Raw genomic sequence first — 17,207 nt, 5'->3', positions numbered from 1 at the left:
CGTCGGCCCGTCGGCCCGTCGGCCACGCCTCGCCGCCCTGACGCTCCGGGCCCGGCACCCCCACCTCACCGCGCCGCCCCCCTCGCATCCACCACGAAAGCAGAGATCGGCGACGCGTGTGCGCCGCCGTCCCCAGAGGCACGGTGCGGTACGACCACAATCCGCCGGCTGTGGACAACTTTCCGGGTGCCCCGGCGGACCTGGCAGCATGGCGGGGTGACAGCAGCATCGGACTCCTCTCTTTTCCCGCAGGTCCCGGATTCGGCCGACGCGGTGCTCGACGGGCTCGACCCGGAGCAGCGCGAGGTCGCGACGGCCCTGCACGGTCCGGTGTGTGTGCTGGCCGGCGCGGGCACGGGCAAGACCCGCGCGATCACCCATCGGATCGCGTACGGCGTGCGGGCGGGGATCCTGCAGCCGGCGAGTGTGCTCGCGGTCACCTTCACCGCGCGCGCGGCGGGTGAGATGCGCGGGCGGCTGCGGCAGCTGGGCGCGGGCGGCGTGCAGGCGAGGACGTTCCACTCCGCGGCGTTGCGGCAGTTGCAGTTCTTCTGGCCGAAGGCGGTGGGTGGCGAGGTGCCGCGGCTGCTGGAGCGCAAGATCCAGCTGGTGGCGGAGGCCGCGGCGCGCTGCCGTATCCGGCTGGACCGCAACGAGCTGCGCGATGTCACGGGCGAGATCGAGTGGTCCAAGGTCACCCAGACGGTGCCTGCGGACTACCCGGCGGCGGTCGCCAAGGCGGGCCGGGACGCGCCCCGCGACCCGGCCGAGATCGGTCAGATCTACACCACGTACGAGCAGCTCAAGCGGGATCGCGGCGCGATCGACTTCGAGGACGTGCTGCTGCTGACGGTGGGCGTGCTCCAGGACCGGCACGACATCGCCGAGCAGATCCGCGCCCAGTACCAGCATTTCGTCGTCGACGAGTATCAGGACGTCAGCCCGCTCCAGCAGCGGCTGCTGGAGTTGTGGCTGGGCGAGCGCGACACGCTGTGCGTGGTGGGCGACGCCAGCCAGACGATTTACAGCTTCACCGGAGCCACCCCCGACCACCTGTTGAACTTCCGCACCCGCCATCCCCGCGCGACGGTCGTCAAGCTGGTCCGCGACTACCGCTCCACGCCGCAGGTGGTGCATCTCGCCAACGGCCTGCTCACCCAGGCGAGCGGCCGGGCCGCCGAGCACCGTCTGGAGCTGGTGTCACAGCGCGAGGCGGGCCCGGAGCCCGCGTACGTCGAGTACGCCGACGAGCCCGCCGAGGCCGAGGGCACCGCGCGCCGGATCCGTGACCTCATCGCGTCGGGTGTCTCGGCGGGCGAGATCGCGGTGCTGTTCCGCATCAACGCGCAGTCCGAGGTGTACGAGCAGGCGCTGGCCGACGTCGGCGTGCCGTATCAGCTGCGCGGCGCCGAGCGGTTCTTCGAGCGGCCCGAGGTGCGTGAGGCGGGTGTCGCGCTGCGCAGCGCCGCCCGTTTCGGGGGCAACGACGCACTGCTCGACGATGCCGTGGATCTGCCGTCGCAGGTCCGGGCGGTGCTGAGCACCAAGGGGTGGACGGGTGAGCCGCCGGCCGGCTCGGGGGCGGTGCGGGACCGCTGGGAGTCGTTGGCGGCGCTGGTGCGGCTCGCGGAGGACTTCGCCAGGGCGCGGCCGGGTGCCACCCTCGCCGATCTCGTCGCGGAGCTGGACGAGCGGGCCCATGCCCAGCACGCGCCGACGGTGGAGGGTGTGACGCTCGCCTCGCTGCACGCGGCGAAGGGCCTGGAGTGGGACGCCGTCTTCCTGGTGGGGCTCACCGAAGGCATGATGCCGATCACGTACGCCAAGACGGACGAGCAGGTCGAGGAGGAGCGCCGGCTGCTGTATGTCGGTGTCACCCGCGCACGTCGGCACCTGGGGCTGTCGTGGTCGCTGGCCCGTTCCCCGGGCGGCCGGGCAAACCGCCGGGCCAGCCGGTTCCTGCACGGCCTGCGCCCCGGTGCGGGCGGCGGCGCGGCCCGTCGTGCGGCGGGTGCGGCGGCGGGGGGTGTGGAGCGCGGTGCGGCCGGCGCGGCCGGTGCGGTCCGCCGTAAGGACCGTTCTCCGGCTCGCTGCCGGGTGTGCGGCAGGACGCTGACCGACGCGGGCGAGATGAAGCTGATGCGCTGCGAGGACTGCCCTTCGGATCTCGACGAGGCGCTGTACGAGCGGCTGCGGGACTGGCGGGCCGAACAGGCGGGGCGGCTGAGCCAGCCGGCGTTCTGCGTGTTCACGGACAAGACGCTGATGGCGATTGCGGAGGCCGTGCCGGGAACCGCGGGGGAGCTGGCGGGCATCTCAGGGGTGGGCCGGCGCAAGCTGGACCGTTTCGGGGCGGATGTACTGGCGCTGTGCGCCGGTGAGGAGCCGTCGGACGGCTCTGCGGACGGTCCCGGAGAGGGGTCGGGGGAGGCCGCGGAAAACTCGTCGGAAAAATAGTTTGCGCACGCGGACGGCATCCCCATAGCCTTCGGGAGCACGGAGACAACGGGCCTTCCGAGATCCGCGGGATCCGTGCTGTACTTGAACAAGCTTGGAACGGGATTCCCGGTCCACCGAGACGCCGAGAGGAGGCGAGCCCAGTGATCAGCATTATCGAGATGAACAAAATGACCGATCGTTCGGTCATTGCCCCCTGCGCTCTCGGCGCTTCGCTCTCTGTCACCGGTATGTCCGGCTTCGGCCGCCTGTCCGGCGTCGAGGTCGCGCGTCCCGAGTCCCTCCTGGTCCTGTCGACCGAGGAGCGCAGCGTGCGACCGACCGAGGCACCTGCGGTAGCGGCAGCGGCGGCAGTGGCGAATGCCTTTGCCTTCGAGGCGGCCAATGGTGCCGGATCCCTGAAGCAGTACCAGCAGCAGCGTGAAACGTGGGCCTACCGCGGCCTCGAACCCTGGAGAGATCCAGCCTGATCGGCACGATCAGGTCGGCACCTTCCAGGGCCGCGGAACCCACACCGGGATCCGCGGCCCTTTTGTTTTGCCCAAGAGCCCAGCCACCAGCCGGGCCACACAGACGAGGAACACACCACCGTGCAACTCCAGACGCACACCCCGTCCGTAGCGACCGACCTGATCCCTCCGCCCGACCCCCAGGAGAACTCCTTGCTGCCCCTCACCGAGCTCGACAACGAAATCGACCGTCTCGGCGCCGCCGTACCGTGCCGGACCTACGACCCCGAGGTCTTCTTCGCCGAGTCCCCGGCCGACGTCGAGTACGCCAAGTCCCTGTGCCAGAGCTGCCCGGTGCGTGAGGCATGTCTGGCCGGCGCCAAGGACCGCCGCGAGCCGTGGGGAGTCTGGGGCGGAGAACTGTTCGTCCAGGGTGTCGTCGTGGCGCGCAAGCGTCCGCGTGGCCGTCCGCGCAAGAACCCGGTTGCGGCATGAACACCTTCGGCACAGGAACGATCGACCGTCCCGTCACCCGGGATCCCCAGAAGCAGGACCCAGCGATGAACCCCACAGTCACCGACATGCCCGCCCCCATGAACTCCGGTGCGATCGAGTCGCGCCAGAACAGGAACCTCGAAATGCAACTCATCCCAGAAGCCCTGGCGCGTGCTCATATGCACGAACGCCTGCAGGAAGCCGAGTCCGAACGCAGGGCTCATCGGCTCGCCGCCGCGCGGCGTATGCAGCGGCGCGCCGAGCGCGCGTCGCTCCGTGCCCGCCGGGCACTGGCCATGGCAGTGATGCAGTAAAGCGGCGCCCAGGTGCCGCCCACACGGGGGTCCGTCCGACAGGGCGGGCCCCGTGGTGCGTGGTATCCGCTTTCGGGCGGTCGACGGAGCTATCGTCGGACGGTGGAACGCAACACGTATGACAAGACGTATGAGCAGCCGGAATCCGCCGCCGAGAACACGCTCTGTGCCCGCTGTGGCACGGTCGCCGAGGGCACCCCGCCGACCTGGACCTGCTCCGTCGAGAACGGCACCCGCCGCTACTTCTGTGTGCGCTGCGCGCGGGAGAACCTCCGCGCCATCGAAGGGCGCCTGGACTCCAGCGGGTGGTGAGCGCGCGCCCGTAGAGCCGTGTCCGAACGGCCGCTACGGGCGCCGGGGCTCGGCCTCCTGCCGGGTGTGCGGCGGGAGGCTCACGCCGTGGATTCCTCGACCTCCATGGTGTCGGGCGTCCCGACGGGCTCCGCCACGAAGCCGGGCAGCCACGCCGCCAGTTCGTCGCGCAGCCGCACTGTCGCCCCCAGTTGGCACAGCACCCCGATCGTGCTCAGCGTCACCCGGTGTATCAGCAGATACGACGGCGGCAGATTGAGCTGCTTGCCCAACTGATGTGCGGGGGAGCGGGGATCACCGATCCTGGCGGCCTGCTGCCGCATCCAGCTCCGCGTGAAAGTGAATTCCTCCAGCTGCGCCGGCTCGATGATCGGCAGCAGATAGTCGAGCACCGCACCGGGGTCCAGCTCGATGGAGTCCTTGACGAATCCCTCCTCGCACAGCTGCTGGTAGACCGCTTCCGCCGCACCGTCCAGCGTCATCCGCAGCGACGTGCCGATCGTCGGCGGCAGCCCCTCGGGCAGCCGGTCCACGGTGCCGAAGTCCAGTACGCCCAGCTGCCACTCGTGCACCGGGCCGTCATCGCCGAGCAGCCGGAAGTTGCCCGGATGGGGATCGGCGTGCAGCAGGCCCGTCCGCGCAGGGCCGGAGAACAGGAAGCGGGCCAGCAACTGCCCGGCCCGGTCGCGTTCCTCCTGGCTGCCGTCCGTGATGACCTCGGACAGCGGCCGGCCCTCCAACCACTCGGTGACCAGCACCTGTTCGCCCTGGTGCACCACGGCCGGCACCCGTACGTCCGGATCCCCGGCGAACTCCTCCGCGTGCGCCTGCTGCGCCTCCGCCTCCAGGGCATAGTCCAGCTCCTCCGCCACCCGGTCGCGCAACTCGGCGATCAGCGGCTTGACGTCCATGCCGGGGATCAGCGGGCCCAGCAGCCGCGCGAACCGGCTCAGCTGAGCCAGGTCCGACAGCAGGGCCTTGCCCGCCCCCGGATACTGCACCTTCACCGCCACCTCGCGGCCGTCGTGCCACACCGCGCGATGCACCTGGCCGATCGAGGCCGCCGCCGACGGCTTGTCGTCGAACTCCTCGAACAGCTCCCGCCAGCCCTCGCCCAGCCGCTCGGCGAGCACCGTGTGGACCGTGCGCGTCGGCATCGGCGGGGCCGCTTCCTGAAGCTTGGTCAGCGCCGCGCGGTACGGCCCGGCGACATCCTCGGGCAGCGCCGACTCGAAGACGGACAGCGCCTGCCCGAACTTCATCGCACCGCCCTTCAGCTCGCCCAGCACCTTGAACAGCTGCTCCGCGGTGCGCTGTTGGAGCTCCCGGCCGACGATCTCGGCAGATCTGCCGCCGATCCGCTTGCCCAGGCCCCAGGTCGCGCGGCCGGCGAACCCCAGTGGCAGCGCGGCCAGCTTGGCGGTACGGGTGACCGCCTTGCGGGGAAGATCAGACATGCGCCCCTCCAACTCACACTGTCCCCAACCGGGGTTACTCCGTCATTGTGGCGCGTCGCGGCGACGGATCCGAGGCGTCCGCCGCCGCGGAGGACTCCGCCGCACCGCAGCCGCATTCCGGATGCGGTGCGATCCGCACCGTGCGCAGATCCGCACACGGCAGGGCGAACTCCATCCGCGCGCCCGTACACGGTGGCAGCGCACCGTCGAGGAACGCCAGCGCCTGCCCCGCGGCCTGCCCCGCGACCATCGTCGCCAGGGACGCGTCGCAGGCGGGCACCGCGGGGGAGATGCGCCCCGAGCGCCACTGCGCCAGCAGCCGGGGCCAGGCCGGCTCCGCTTCCGTACGCTGCAGTTCGTCGCAGCGGGCGCACGCGGAGCCACCGGGCAGCACCAGCGGCCCCACCACACCCGTGCCCTCCACCACCCCCGCGTACAGGTGCGGGATACCGGCCGTCAGCAGCGGTTCGGACAGCACCGGGTCGGGCGCGTATGCCCCGAGGCCGTCGCGCGGCGCGAGCACCACCAGCGACAGGCCCGGCTCTCCCGTCTCATTCACCGGGCCGACCGGCCGCGGCCTGCGGGCCCACGGCGACGCGTCGTGCACGAGCCGCCGCGCCGAGGCGTCCCGCCGCTCGCCGATGCGCTCCGCCGGATGCCCGCCGGGCAGGACGTCCCACGGCTCGACCTTCCCGCCGTCCAGCACCTCCACCCGGCCGATGCCCCCGGAGGACAGCAGCGCCGCGATGGCCGCTCCCACCCGTCCCGCGCCCCGGACCCGCGCACGTACCGCCCGGCGCGCCCCCATCCGCCCCAACGCGCCGGTGGCCTCCGGGTGCTGGACCGACAGGGACGCCAGGTCGGGCCGGAGCCGCTCGAAGGCCGGGCCATCGGCGCGGACCGCGTCCGCCGCGGGGCCGCCCGCCGCCGGAGCGTCCAGCAGTCCCGCGGCACCGAGCCGGTCCACCACACCCCGCACATGACCGGGCGACAGATCCAGCGCCGCGGCGTCCGCGGTGAGCTGCTCCATGGTGCGGGTGCCGTCGATCATGTCCAGGAAGTAGCCCGTCGCCATGTCCACGGGCCCGACCACCACGGCATGTGCCGGCGCCACCCCGAACCGCACCGTGGACCTGTCCCGCCAGCCGCGCCGCAGCGCGGGCTTCATCATCGGATGCATGACATCCGCCCCCCCGTCTTCCGTCCGTCCGCTTGCCTTCTGCGCCAGCGATCTGCGTCGTGCGGGGCCAGCATGCGCCGAACGCGGATTTCGTGCGCCGAGTTATCCACAGGCGCCCGGATCAGTCATACAAACGGTTCCCGCAGGGGGTGTTTCGGGTGCGAACGTTCGCGGGTCGGGACTTCCCGCAGGGCCACCAGGTAACGTCGGGCGCGTGCCCGCCGACCCTTCCCCACGTGTCGCTGGGGAGACCCCCCTGCGTCACGCCGCAGACACGTCCCGCAGGGCTGCCTCGGGCCCCTCGCCCCGGGGGCCGGCCACCAGCGCGGTGGAGGTGCGCCGCAGTTCACGCCGACGCCGTACCGTCTCCGCCTACCGCGAGGGCGACCGCACCATCGTCCTCATCCCGGCCCGCATGTCCGAGGCCGAGGAGCAGCGCTGGATCAGCGTCATGCTGGACAAGCTCGCTGCCCAGGAGAGCAAGCGGATGCTCGGCGACGGCGAGCTGGCCGAGCGCGCCGAACGGCTCTCGGAGCAGTTCCTGCAGGCCCGTGCCCGCCCCGCGTCCGTGCGCTGGGTCACCAACCAGAACACCCGCTGGGGATCGTGCACCCCCGCCGAGGGCAGCATCCGCCTCTCGCACCGCCTCCAGGGCATGCCGGAATACGTCATCGACTACGTCCTGCTGCACGAGCTGGCGCACCTCCTCGTCCCCGGCCACGGCCCCCGGTTCTGGAAGCTGCTGGAGTCCTATCCGCGCACCGAACGGGCCCGCGGATACCTCGAAGGTGTGGTCGCCGCCGACCGGCTGCCCCATCTGCCCGCCGCCCGCAGCGAATAGCAGCCGCACCCAAGACACCGGCACAGCCCCGGCATCACCCGCTGTCAGAGCCGGCGGTTAGCCTGGCGCGCACTACCAACTCACAGCCGGAGCGGGGGACGGGCACTACCTATGGCCAGGGAATTCCAGCGGGGCCACAAAGCCAGGATCGGTGACCTGACGGCAGGGACGGACCTGTACGTCGGGGTGCAGATCGGCGGGCCGGGCCTCACGTTCGACATCAGCTGTTTCGGGCTCGACGCGGACGAACGGCTCTCCGACGACCGGTACTTCATCTTCTTCAACCAGCCCGCATCGCCCGAGGAGTCGATCCAGCAGCTCGGAGCGCAGGCAGGCGACACCCAGTCCTTCCGGGTCACCCTCGACCGCATCCCGCCGCAGATCCGGAAGCTGTCCTTCACCGCGGCTCTGGACGGCGCGGGCCAGGTCTCCCGGATCGGCCCCGGCTACATCCGGATCGTGGCAGGCGGCGAGGAAGTCGCCCGCTACTCCTTCAACGGCTCCGAATTCAGCACCGAACGCGCCGTCATGCTCGGCGACTTCTACCTGAAGGACGTCTGGCGGTTCGCCGCCGTCGGCCAGGGATTCGACGGCGGTCTCGAAGCGCTGCTGAAGAACTTCGGCGGCGAGGTCGCCGAAGAGGAAGCCGCCCCCGAGCCCGCCCCGCCCGCCGCCGCGCAGGCCGTCCCCGGCTTCGCCCCGCCCTCCGGGGCGGCCCCCGCACCGTCCTTCGGCGCCCCCGCGGCACCGCAGCAGCCCGCTCCCGACTTCGGCCCGCCCCAAGGCGCACCGCCCGCCGCCCCCACGCCGCAGCCGACCGCCCCGCAGGTCCACAGCGCCCCCACCATCGCCGCGCCGATGGCCCCGCCCGCCGGGCAGGTCCCGCCCCCGAAAGCCCCAGGAATCCCCGGTCAACAGCACCCCGCGCCCTACGGACAGCCCGCCCCCGGCGGCTTCCCCGGCCAGCAGCCCCCGCCGCCGGACCCGTACGGCCGGCCCGTCCCGCCGCCCGGCGGATACGGCCCGCCCCAGGGACAGCCGGGACAGCCCGCCCCGTACGGACAGCCGGGAGCGCCCCACCCGGGCCAGGCCCCGGCCGTGCCCACGCAGGGCGGCCCCGGGCTCGGCGCCGTCCTGGAGAAGTACAAGGAAGCTCCCACCGGCCGGCGGTGGACGCCGCAGAACAGCAAGCTGGTCCGCGTCGACCTCGGCATCGACGGCCAGCCGGTGCTCGCCCGCCAGGGCAGCATGGTGCTCTACCAGGGCAAGGTCGACTTCAGCTACAAGGGCGCCGGTATCCGCGGCCGCATCGTGGGCAACGCCACGGGCCAGGAAATGCAGTTGATGCGCTGCTCGGGTCAGGGCCAGGTGTTCTTCGCCGAGAACAGCGCACACGTCCACCCCATCGAGCTCCAGGGCGACGCGATCTGCGTGTCCGCCGAGAGCGTCCTCGCCTTCGACGAATCGCTGCAGTACGAAGTGCGCCGCATCGAGGGCCACGGCATCCCGGGCGGCGCCCTGTTCACCATGCAGTTCCACGGCACCGGCACGGTCGTCGTCACCACCCGGGGCAACCCCGTCGTGCTGCCGGTCACCCCGACCACCTTCGCCGACGCCAACGCCATCGTCGCCTGGTCCGCCGCCTCGCAGGTGATCATCTCCAGTCAGGTCAGCCTGCGCCGGCACGCCTACCCCGGCCACTCCGGCGAGACCGCGAACCTCCAGTTCCGTGGCGCTCCGGGCAACTTCGTCATCGTCCAGCCCTACGAGGTCTGAGGAGCCCGGAACATGAGCCAGCAGCAGCTGTCGGGCTACGCCCCGACCCCGCCCGCCGCCCGCATGGAGAACCACGGCAGCGCCATGGCCAAGATCGCCATGCAGAGCGGCCATGACGTCTTCGCCCGCACCGGATCGATGGTCGCCTATGAAGGCTTCATCCAGTACGAGCCCAACCCTCCCGCCGTCCGTCAGATGGCCTCCCAGTGGATCACCGGCGAAGGCGCCCCGCTGATGAAGTGCAGCGGCGACGGCATCCTCTACCTCGCCGACTACGGCGCCGACGTCGTCTGCATCAACCTCAACGGCGACTCGCTCTCCGTCAACGGCACCAACCTCCTCGCCCTCGACGCACACCTCCAGTGGAGCGTCCAGCGCGTCAAGGGCATGGCCAAATTCGCCGGCCAGGGGCTCTTCAACGTCGGTATCTCCGGCACTGGTTGGGTCGCCCTCACCTCCCGCGGCACACCGATCGTCGTCGACTGCGGCCGCGGCGAGGACGAGACGTACGTGGACCCCGATGCCCTCGTGGCCTGGTCCACCAACCTGAAGATGAAGGGCAAGCGCAGCTTCAAGGCGTCCTCGATGATCGGCCGCGGCAGCGGCGAGGCGTACCAACTCGGCTTCTCCGGCCAGGGCTTCGTCATCGTCCAGCCCAGCGAGGACAGCACCGACCGGCTCCGGGCCCGGGGCTGAGGGGGAGGACCGAACCACCATGCAGAGCCCGCTTTTCGCCTTCACCGAGGCACAGACCCAGGACCGCTACGCGCTGCAGAACGCACAGCTGCTGCGCGTCGCACTCCAGGGGCACGAGGACATCCTCGCCCGCAAGGGAACGATGGTCGCCTACCAGGGGCTCCTCGAATTCGACGGCAACTACCAGACCCAGGGCCAGCACCGCGCCCGCGCGATGACCGGTGAGGGCCTGGAGCTGATGCGCGTCTCCGGCCAGGGCACCGTCTACCTCGCCAACCTCGCCCAGTACGTCCACGTCGTCGACGTCGACCACGACGGCCTGACCGTCGACAGCAGCTACGTCCTGGCGCTCGACTCGGGCCTCCACTGGGAGGTCGTCTCCGTCGACAGCCAGTACGGCATCTCCGGTACAGGCAAGTACCAGATCAACATCTCGGGACAGGGCAAGGTCGCCCTGATGACCTCGGGACAGCCGCTGATGATGCAGGTCACGCCCGACAAGTACGTCAACGCCGACGCCGACGCGGTCGTCGCCTGGTCCGCCTCGCTGCGCGTCCAGATGCAGGCGCAGACGCACTCGTCCGGCGTGTGGCGGCGCCGCGGCAGCACCGGCGAGGGCTGGGAACTCAGCTTCCTCGGCCAGGGCTACGCGCTCGTCCAGCCCAGCGAACTGCTGCCGCCGCAGAACGCCGACATCGGCTCCGGCCTGGCCGCCCAGTTCGGCATGGGCCAGCAGGGCGCCCGCGGCTACAACCAGGGCAACATCTTCACCAACTGACGGCCCACCGGGGCGGATCCGCCCGCGCGCCTCTAGAGAAGCGCGCGGGTGCGGTCCACCAGACGCACCACCGAGTCGTCCGCGACGGCCGCCACCTCGTCGTAACCGAACCACCGCAGGTCCAGCGACTCGTCACTGATCTCCGCGACCGCGCCCGCCGGCGCCAGGGCCGCGAACTGCACATCCAGATGCCAGGCACACGGCGTGTGATGACGGTCAAGCCGCACCGGGCCGCCGGGCAGCAGCGTCAGGCCCTGCGCGATCCCGGACTCCTCCCGCGCCTCCCGCAGCGCCGCCCCGGCCAGCGTGCCGTCCTCCGGCTCGCAGTGGCCGCCCATCTGGAGCCACATCTCCAGCTTGCGGTGCAGGGTGAGCAGCACCCGGCCCGCGGCCGGATCGATCACCAGCGCGCTCGCCGTGAGATGCCCCTCCTTGCAGGGCTTCCACATGCCGTCCTGGTGCGCCGCCAGGTGCTCCAGGTACGCGAGCCGCAGCTCCTCCTGGGCGGGCGACGGCGCGGGCCACTCCTTGAGCGCCCGCGCCGCCTCGTCACGCAGGCTCACCGGTCACCGTCGCCCTTGGCGCCGCCCTCGTCCTTGCCGTCGCCGGGCCCGCGTCCCTCACCGGGCTCGCCGGGCACCTCCGGAGCAGCATCCGGCGCCTGCGGGGACGCGTCCGGCTTGCGCAGATCCGTCGTGCAGCTCGCCGCGTCACCCAGCATCTTGTCCAGCTCGGAGAAGTCCATCTGCTCGTGGTGCACGAAGCCGTCCGGATCGTCCAGGTCGGCGGCGGTCGGCAGCATGTCCGGGTGCTCCCACAGGGCGTCGCGGCCCTCCAGGCCCCGGGCGTCCGTCAACGACGCCCACAGCCGCGAAGCGTCCCGCAGACGCCGCGGACGCAACTGGAGACCGATCAGCGTCGCGAAGGTCTGCTCGGCCGGGCCACCGGTCGCCCGGCGCCGCCGCAGCGTCTCCCGGAGCGCGTCGGCCGACGGCAGATGCGGCGCGGCCGCGGCGTGCACCACCGCGTCCACCCAGCCCTCCACCAGCGCGAGCGCGGTCTCCAGGCGGGCCAGCGCGGCCTTCTGCTCCGGAGTGTCCTCGGGCTGGAACATGCCCTGCTGCAGGGCGTTCTGCAGCTCCTCGGGATGCTGCGGGTCGATCTGGCCGACCACGTCCTCCAGCTTGCTGGTGTCGACCTTGATGCCGCGGGCGTAGCCCTCCACGGCCCCGAACAGATGCGACCGCAGCCACGGCACATGCGCGAAGAGCCGCTGGTGGGCGGCCTCCCGCAGGGCGAGGTACAGCCGCACTTCCTCCTCCGGCACGCCCAGGCCGGCGCCGAACTGCGCGATGTTCCCCGGCAGCAGCGCGGCCTTGCCCGCCGGACCCAGCGGCAGCCCGACATCCGTCGATCCGACGACCTCGCCCGCCAGGACGCCGAGCGCCTGGCCGATCTGGGTGCCGAACATCGCGCCGCCCATGGAACGCATCATGCCCAGGAGCGGGCCCGCCATGGCCTGCATCTCCCCGGGCAGCACATCGCCCATCGCCGACCCGACCCGCTCCGCCAGCGGATTCACCAGGTCCTTCCAGACCGGCAGGGTCTCCTCGACCCACTCCGCACGGCTCCACGCCACCACCGAACCGGCCCCCGAAGGCAGCGACGTCACGCCGTCCAGCCACAGATCCGCCAGGCGCACGGCCTCCTCGACCGCGACGCGCTCACCGGGGGACAGGCTCGCGTCCTTGCTGCCGTCCTCGGCGCCCTGCGCGACGGTCTGCCGCGCGATGTCCTTGGCCATGTCCCAGTTCACCGGCCCGCCCTCGTACGAGAGCATCTGGCCGAGCTTCTGGAAGGCGGCGCCAAGATCGCCAGGGTTCATCTGGCCGCCGGGACCGCCCATGCCGCCGAAGAGCGCCGCGAACGGATTGTCCGCGCCGCCGCTCCCGCCGCCGAACCCGAACGGGTCCGCAGGGCCCTGGCCACCTCCCTGGCCGCCCTTCTTCTCGCCGTTGTCGCCGTCCTCCGGCTCCTCCGGCGGAAGGCCGAATCCAAATGGGGTGTCACTCACGGGTTTCCTCGGCTCGTAGGGCCGCCGACCCGGGGCCGACGGCGGCTGCCCGACATCACCCTCCAGCGTAGACACCCCGAGAGCTTCGGGCCTCGGTGCTTCGCTGTCGCGGTGCCTGCGGCAGGATGGACGCCACCTGTACGTACGCGCCAGTTCGCGTGCGTACTGAAGACAACCGCTGGAGACGCCCGGTGAGTTCCCCAGATCCGACCGTTCGCGCAGCGCGAAACGCTGCCGCCCCGACCGAGAAAGCAGGCCGCACCGAAGACGGCACCACCCAGCGGCCGGGACGCCGCCCCGTCGTCGCCGTCACCGGAGCCGCCTTCGGCGTCGGCGAACTGCTGACCCGCGCCCTCGTGGCATCCGACGAGGTCAAACAGGTCGTGGCCATCGACGAGAGGCGCGGCGACGTCCCCGAGGCGCACTGGCACCTGCTGGACGTACGCGACCCCGCCATCGCCGAGAAGCTGCGCGGCGCCGACGTCGTCGTCCACCTGGCGCTCGACCTCGACCTGGAGACCGATGCCGCGGCCCGTACCGCCTACAACGTCCGCGGCACCCAGACCGTGCTCACCGCCGCCGCGGCCGCCGGCGTCCACCGCGTCGTGCTGTGCACCTCCGCCATGGTCTACGGCGCGCTCCCCGACAACGACGTGCCGCTCGCCGAGGACGCCGAACTGCGCGCCACCGCCGACGCCACGGGCGTCGGCGACCTCCTGGAGATCGAGCACCTCGCCCGCCGCGCGCCCCGCGCACACCCCGGCCTGAACGTCACCGTTCTGCGCCCCACCGTCCTGGTGGGCGGCACCGACACCGCCCTGACCCGCTACTTCGAGTCGCCGCGCCTCCTGGTCGTCGCGGGATCCCGCCCCGCCTGGCAGTTCTGCCACGTGGACGACCTGGTCAGCGCCCTGGAGTACGCCGCCCTGGAGAAGGTCGACGGTGAACTCGCGGTCGGCTGCGACGGCTGGCTGGAACAGGAAGAGGTCGAGGAGCTGTCCGGGATCCGGCGGATGGAACTGCCGTCGTCCGTGGCCCTGGGCGCCGCGGCCCGCCTGCACCGCATCGGCCTGACCCCGTCGCCCGCGGGCGACCTCGCGTACACGATGCACCCCTGGGTGGTCAGCGGCAGCCGGCTCCACGAAGCGGGCTGGCGGCCCCGGTGGACGAACGAGGACGTCCTGGCCGAACTCCTGGAAGAGGTCGCGGGACGGCACACCCTCGCCGGCCGCAGGCTCGGCCGCAAGGACGCCACCGCGGCCGGCGCCGCCGGCGCCACCGTCGCTCTCCTGGGCACGGCGGCCCTGGTCCGGCGCGCACGCAAGGCCCGCCGCCGCATCTGACCCGGAGGACGGCGGGCGCGGCGGCCGCCCTGTAGGAGCCTCCATACGGCGGCCCCGGCGCCCGGTGGAAACGGCGATTCCCCTTCGTCCGCCGAATGCGGCACGATGGCAGCATGTCCGGCACACCTGTTCCTCCGTCCCCGCGCCCCGACCACCCCGGTGAGCAGGTCGCGGCGGACCCGATCCGCCTCCTGGCGATCCGCGACACGCCGCTGTCCGTGGACGAGGTCCACGCGACCGTCGGTGACACAGCCGCGGGCGGAACGGCCCTGTTCGTCGGCACGGTCCGCTCCCACGACGGCGGCTCCGACGTCGACGGGCTGGGCTACTCCGCGCACCCGACGGCCGAGGCGGAGATGCGTCGCGTCGCCGAGAAGGTCGTGGCCGACTTCCCCGTCCGCGCGCTGGCCGCCGTCCACCGGGTGGGCGACCTCGCCGTCGGCGACCTCGCCGTCGTCGTCGCGGTCTCCTGCCCGCACCGGGGCGAGGCGTTCGACGCCTGCCGCAAACTGATCGACGACCTCAAGCACGAGGTGCCGATCTGGAAGCACCAGACCTTCTCGGACGGCACCGAGGAGTGGGTGGGCGCGCAGTGATCCTCCCGGGGAGCCACCGGTCAAAGGAGACGAGCCTGCGGGCCGTGCCTGACGGCAGGCCATGCCTCCGTACGGTTCCCGAACACTCGGCTGATCCGGTGCCTTGCGTTCCGGTTGCGTAACCCGCCCCCTGGCGTGAGCGTTGACCCGGCAGATGGTTAATCTGTTTATTCGTCGAACATGTATGCACTAAGGGCCGGGAGGCCACTATGGGTGCGCTCCTCTGGTTGTTGATTCCGCTCCTTGCCGCGTTCGCCGCCGCTCTCTGGAGCAGCTGGACCCTGCGGAACCGCAAGAGCGGGGACGTCGCGGAGCTGGCCGGATACGCGCGGTTCCGCGCCGCGATGGAGAAGGAACACTCCGGGTCCGACGCGGCCTGAGCGCGCTTCGCGCCACCGCCCTCCGCCGCCTCATACGGACGGCCCCGCGGGCCGGTTGTCATACCCGTCCCGTACTGTCGTTCCATGCCACGCCGCACCGCGACGCTGCTCGCCTCGACCCTGATGCTGATCGCGCTGATCTGCGCCGGGGTGCTCATCCCCGCGCCGTATTCCGAGATGTCACCGGGCCCGACGGTGAACACCCTGGGCGACCACGACGGCAAGCCGGTGCTGCAGATCGGCGGCCACAAGACGTATCCGACGACCGGTCACCTCAACATGACCACGGTCCGCGTCACCGGCCCCGACTACACCATGAATCTCCTCCAGGCGGTCTCCGGCTGGCTCGACCCCGACAGCGCCGTGGTCCCGCACAAGACGCTCTACCCCGAGGGACAGACGGCCGAGCAGGCGGACCAGGTGAACGCCGAGGAATTCAGCCAGTCCCAGGAGAGCGCCAAGGCCGCGGCTCTCAAGCAGCTGAAGATCCCGGTCGCCTCCCAGACCGTCGTCGGCTCCGTCGTCAAGGACAAGCCGGCCGACGGGCACCTGCACGCCGGCGACGTGATCAAGGCCGTGGACGGTACGCCGGTCAAGGCGACGGCGGACGTCGCCAAGCTGGTGACCCGGCACAAGGCGGGCGAAAAGGTCGTCTTCACGGTCATCCCCGCCAAGGCCGCGGCGGCGGACGAGAAGAAGGGCAAGCGCCCCGAGACCGGCCGCCGGCAGGTGACCCTCACGACGGAGAAGGCGGAGGACGGCCGGGCCATCGTCGGCATCCAGGCCGAAGTCGACCACATCTTCCCGTTCCCCATCGACGTCAAGCTGGCCGACGTGGGCGGTCCGAGCGCCGGCCTGATGTTCGCGCTCGGCATCGTCGACAAGCTCACACCGCAGGACCTGACCGGCGGCAAGTTCGTGGCGGGCACCGGCACCATCGACGACAAGGGGAAGGTCGGGCCGATCGGCGGCATCTCGATGAAGACGGTCGGCGCGCGGGCCAAGGGCGCCGAATACTTCCTGACGCCGAAGGACAACTGCGCCGCCGCGGCCAAGGACACCCCGGAGGGCCTCACCCTCGTGAAGGTCGACACCATCGGTGACGCGGTGAAGGCGCTGGAGAAGATCAGCAGCGGCCACACGTCGGGCCTGCCCAGCTGCGCCAAGTCCGGCGCGCCGTAACGCATTCCGCGCCGGCGCTGCCGCGGGCGCTCCGGCGCAGGACCGCACCCGCCCGCGCTCCGGGAAGGACCGGCGGCGCCGGGCCGCCCGGGGCAGGGCGGGTGTCAGCCGTTCAGGACTCGAATGTCGTGGCCAGCGCGTCCGCGAGGCCCGGCACCAACGAGGCGCCCGTGAGCACCTCGGAGGTCGAGTCCTTCTCCCGCAGCCGCAGCGCCGACTCCCGCGAACCGTCCCGCAGCACCGCCACCGTCATACGGACCTCCTGACGGTCCGGATGCCTGGCGACCCACGTGGCGAGCTGCGCCTCGTCCATGCCTTCGGGCACGGAATCCTCGGCGGACGGCGGCAGCATCAGCCGCTCCACGGTCAGCGCGCAGCCGACGACCGCCTCCGGCCAGGCGATGGTGGCGAGGAATTCGTCGAGCGGAGCCCCGGCGGGGATCTCGTCCTGCTCGACGGGGGTCAGGGACGCGGTGGTGGAGTCATCGATGCCGAGCTGCTCGGCGAGCGAAGGTTCCTGGTCACGCAGCTTCGCGGAATCGACGAGGGCGAACAGGCGGGCGGGCTGGTCCCAGCCGAGACCGGCGCTGTACTCGTCGATTTCGAGTACGGCGCGGGTCAGCGGATCGGAGGCGAGAGGGGTGCCGTCAACGGGGAGGTTGGTCATGTTTCACATCGTGCCTTGTGAACCCCGGAAATCGGGAACCGAGTAAAGCCTTCGTAAGTTGCATCAGTGGGTCCTACTATCGCCGGGCCTGTTCCACACGACAGCGAACTTCGAGGTGCGCACCTTGGCTTTCCAGATGCCGGACCGCGGCGGAGGCCCCTCCGGGCCACGGATCAGAGTCGGCCGACCGTCGCGGCGGATCCGGACCCT

18 protein-coding genes are annotated in these 17,207 nt (G+C 71.6%); 13 read left to right on the top strand and 5 right to left on the bottom strand.

Annotation, left to right across the window (positions count from 1 at the left end; translation table 11 throughout):
* Window positions 1-216: 216 nt before the first annotated feature.
* The 5 genes from LIU39_RS15595 to LIU39_RS15575 all read left to right on the top strand — a co-directional run bounded on the left by LIU39_RS15595 (window position 217) and on the right by LIU39_RS15575 (window position 4,027).
* A complete protein-coding gene (locus LIU39_RS15595) occupies window positions 217-2,457 on the top strand; it encodes an ATP-dependent DNA helicase UvrD2 (protein WP_227047306.1) in 2,241 nt (746 codons plus the stop codon).
* Window positions 2,458-2,600: 143 nt separating this feature from the next.
* The gene (locus tag LIU39_RS15590) at window positions 2,601-2,927 is read left to right on the top strand and encodes a hypothetical protein (protein ID WP_227047305.1); all 327 of its coding nucleotides are present in this window, start codon (window positions 2,601-2,603) and stop codon (window positions 2,925-2,927) included.
* A gap of 120 nt (window positions 2,928-3,047) precedes the next feature.
* A complete protein-coding gene (locus LIU39_RS15585) occupies window positions 3,048-3,401 on the top strand; it encodes a WhiB family transcriptional regulator (RefSeq protein ID WP_227047304.1) in 354 nt (117 codons plus the stop codon).
* Window positions 3,398-3,715 (top strand): putative WhiB-interacting protein, encoded by a 318-nt coding sequence (locus tag LIU39_RS15580; protein WP_227047303.1) that lies wholly within the window; start codon window positions 3,398-3,400, stop codon window positions 3,713-3,715. The genes LIU39_RS15585 and LIU39_RS15580 overlap by 4 nt, the downstream gene beginning before the upstream one ends.
* A 102-nt stretch (window positions 3,716-3,817) precedes the next feature.
* Entirely contained in the window at window positions 3,818-4,027 is a 210-nt protein-coding gene (locus tag LIU39_RS15575; RefSeq protein ID WP_227047302.1) for a hypothetical protein, read from the top strand.
* An 80-nt stretch (window positions 4,028-4,107) separates the two neighbouring features.
* On the opposite strand, the gene LIU39_RS15570 is transcribed toward LIU39_RS15575, so the two are convergent.
* Both LIU39_RS15570 and LIU39_RS15565 read right to left on the bottom strand, forming a co-directional pair.
* Window positions 4,108-5,484: an ABC1 kinase family protein gene (locus LIU39_RS15570; RefSeq protein WP_227047301.1), complete on the bottom strand. Its 1,377-nt coding sequence runs from the start codon at window positions 5,482-5,484 to the stop codon at window positions 4,108-4,110.
* Window positions 5,485-5,518: 34 nt separating this feature from the next.
* Entirely contained in the window at window positions 5,519-6,655 is a 1,137-nt protein-coding gene (locus LIU39_RS15565; RefSeq protein ID WP_227047300.1) for a ThiF family adenylyltransferase, read from the bottom strand.
* A 223-nt stretch (window positions 6,656-6,878) separates the two neighbouring features.
* Between LIU39_RS15565 and LIU39_RS15560 the strand changes: the two genes are divergently transcribed.
* From LIU39_RS15560 to LIU39_RS15545, 4 genes are all read left to right on the top strand, one after another.
* Window positions 6,879-7,505: a M48 metallopeptidase family protein gene (locus LIU39_RS15560; protein WP_227047299.1), complete on the top strand. Its 627-nt coding sequence runs from the start codon at window positions 6,879-6,881 to the stop codon at window positions 7,503-7,505.
* Window positions 7,506-7,616: 111 nt separating this feature from the next.
* On the top strand, window positions 7,617-9,281 hold the full coding sequence (locus LIU39_RS15555; RefSeq protein ID WP_227047298.1) for a TerD family protein: 1,665 nt from the start codon (window positions 7,617-7,619) through the stop codon (window positions 9,279-9,281).
* A gap of 12 nt (window positions 9,282-9,293) precedes the next feature.
* Window positions 9,294-9,977: an AIM24 family protein gene (locus LIU39_RS15550; RefSeq protein ID WP_227047297.1), complete on the top strand. Its 684-nt coding sequence runs from the start codon at window positions 9,294-9,296 to the stop codon at window positions 9,975-9,977.
* A 19-nt stretch (window positions 9,978-9,996) separates the two neighbouring features.
* The gene (locus LIU39_RS15545; RefSeq protein WP_227047296.1) at window positions 9,997-10,755 is read left to right on the top strand and encodes an AIM24 family protein; all 759 of its coding nucleotides are present in this window, start codon (window positions 9,997-9,999) and stop codon (window positions 10,753-10,755) included.
* A gap of 32 nt (window positions 10,756-10,787) precedes the next feature.
* On the opposite strand, the gene LIU39_RS15540 is transcribed toward LIU39_RS15545, so the two are convergent.
* Window positions 10,788-11,318 (bottom strand): NUDIX hydrolase, encoded by a 531-nt coding sequence (locus LIU39_RS15540; protein ID WP_227047295.1) that lies wholly within the window; start codon window positions 11,316-11,318, stop codon window positions 10,788-10,790.
* Window positions 11,315-12,829: a zinc-dependent metalloprotease gene (locus LIU39_RS15535; protein ID WP_227047294.1), complete on the bottom strand. Its 1,515-nt coding sequence runs from the start codon at window positions 12,827-12,829 to the stop codon at window positions 11,315-11,317. Before LIU39_RS15535 ends, LIU39_RS15540 begins: the two co-directional genes overlap by 4 nt.
* A gap of 191 nt (window positions 12,830-13,020) precedes the next feature.
* Between LIU39_RS15535 and LIU39_RS15530 the strand changes: the two genes are divergently transcribed.
* From LIU39_RS15530 to LIU39_RS15515, 4 genes are all read left to right on the top strand, one after another.
* On the top strand, window positions 13,021-14,172 hold the full coding sequence (locus LIU39_RS15530; RefSeq protein WP_227047293.1) for an SDR family oxidoreductase: 1,152 nt from the start codon (window positions 13,021-13,023) through the stop codon (window positions 14,170-14,172).
* 113 nt (window positions 14,173-14,285) lie between these two features.
* Window positions 14,286-14,768 carry a molybdenum cofactor biosynthesis protein MoaE gene (locus LIU39_RS15525; protein ID WP_227047292.1) on the top strand — a complete coding sequence of 161 codons (483 nt, stop codon included), beginning with the start codon at window positions 14,286-14,288 and terminating at the stop codon, window positions 14,766-14,768.
* A 209-nt stretch (window positions 14,769-14,977) separates the two neighbouring features.
* Entirely contained in the window at window positions 14,978-15,148 is a 171-nt protein-coding gene (locus LIU39_RS15520) for a hypothetical protein (protein ID WP_227047291.1), read from the top strand.
* A gap of 84 nt (window positions 15,149-15,232) precedes the next feature.
* On the top strand, window positions 15,233-16,330 hold the full coding sequence (locus LIU39_RS15515; protein WP_227047290.1) for a YlbL family protein: 1,098 nt from the start codon (window positions 15,233-15,235) through the stop codon (window positions 16,328-16,330).
* Between the two features lie 112 nt (window positions 16,331-16,442).
* Here the strand turns inward: LIU39_RS15515 and LIU39_RS15510 are convergent, their stop codons facing one another.
* Window positions 16,443-16,997, bottom strand: a complete 555-nt coding sequence (locus tag LIU39_RS15510) for a PPA1309 family protein (protein ID WP_227047289.1) — start codon at window positions 16,995-16,997, stop codon at window positions 16,443-16,445.
* Between the last annotated feature and the right edge of the window lie 210 nt (window positions 16,998-17,207).

Origin of the sequence: Streptomyces pinistramenti (assembly GCF_020564935.1) — a bacterium.
Lineage (GTDB): Bacteria > Actinomycetota > Actinomycetes > Streptomycetales > Streptomycetaceae > Streptomyces > Streptomyces pinistramenti.
The sequence above is the reverse complement of the archived record's forward strand: the minus strand, read 5'-3'. Positions and strand labels throughout refer to the sequence as shown.